Below are 1,017 nucleotides of genomic sequence, written 5' to 3' on the forward strand. Positions count from 1 at the left end.
CGATGAGTACTTCAGCAGCCTGTTAAGGCACCCTGCAAGGCTGCACAGCGAAGAAACAGAAACGGCGAATCAGGTGGGAGCGTGGGAACCCAAACCTGCCGCAACCAAGCGGTTTGCAAGCCCGTGGATAACCGTTCTAAGGCCCGCCATTAATTTAATTTCGCCACAGATTTTAAGGGCGTCAAATAGTGTTGCTGCAGTCATGGGTGCAGCCCATGTCAATGAGCTTCTGCCTATAGGCCGGTTCTGTCGTGGTTTTTTAAAGCATCATTCTCCTGGCTCACAAAGATCAGCACTGACAGGATCGTGATAAAAAATCGGAACGCATCTGGTATCCCATTCCACTGTTTCGACATCCACATACCGAACCATTCCCCTCCAATCGACATGAACGCAACCTGCAATGTTCAAAAAACCTAGCGTCAGCCCGGCGTTGGCAAAGCCTTTCGCGCGCTGAAAGGCCATGTGGGAATCATGCCGGGCACACCACAAGCGATTGCTACCCATCCAGCAAAAAACCGCCGTTACAGTCTCTAGGTGTGATAATGCACACATAGGCAACATGATGCAGAATTGGCGAAGTGATAGTTCGATACATGTTTCTGCTACTTGGAAAGGTCGTGTCCATTAGAAGGACATGACGGATAAAGACGAAATTTGTAAAGTAATCGGTTATATTGTTAAACGCGACCAAAGAGGCAAAGAGCGCGATGGCAACGACCATCAGTGTCTTGGAGATTCGTAGGGCCATAGATTTATCGCTTTGAGTTAGTGCCATCAGAAAGAACCTCTGCGCCGACCCCAATGTCCAGGAGTCCGTCCTTCAGGCCATTGTTTCTGGACTCGGGGTTGGCAACGGGTGACCACCCATCGCCGCTCGCAATATTGCGCATAACAAATGCTGGCGCAAGGAGTGTGCCAGACGTTTGCGCGAACTCACTCTAGGTTTCTGTTCCTTCAACTTGATCGCCTCAAAGCGAGTTAAATTTGATCCACCTTTTTCAGTAACGTCAAAGG

2 protein-coding genes and 1 pseudogene are annotated in these 1,017 nt (G+C 49.6%); 1 reads left to right on the forward strand and 2 read right to left on the reverse strand.

Going from position 1 to position 1,017, the window contains the following annotated elements; translation table 11 throughout:
- Positions 1-310: hypothetical protein (locus MKD38_RS30695; RefSeq protein ID WP_252669766.1), on the forward strand; the 310-nt coding region annotated here is incomplete at its 5' end.
- Here the strand turns inward: MKD38_RS30695 and MKD38_RS30700 are convergent.
- Positions 234-751, reverse strand: a pseudogene (locus MKD38_RS30700) (DUF2165 family protein). The gene MKD38_RS30695 and the pseudogene MKD38_RS30700 sit on opposite strands and share 77 nt — an antisense overlap.
- Before the next feature lie 72 nt (positions 752-823).
- Positions 824-1,017, reverse strand: a 194-nt coding sequence (locus tag MKD38_RS30705; protein ID WP_252669765.1) for a hypothetical protein, incomplete at its 5' end; no start/stop codon positions are given.

This window comes from Cupriavidus sp. WGlv3, from assembly GCF_023952475.1.
GTDB classification, from domain to species: Bacteria; Pseudomonadota; Gammaproteobacteria; order Burkholderiales; family Burkholderiaceae; genus Cupriavidus; species Cupriavidus phytorum.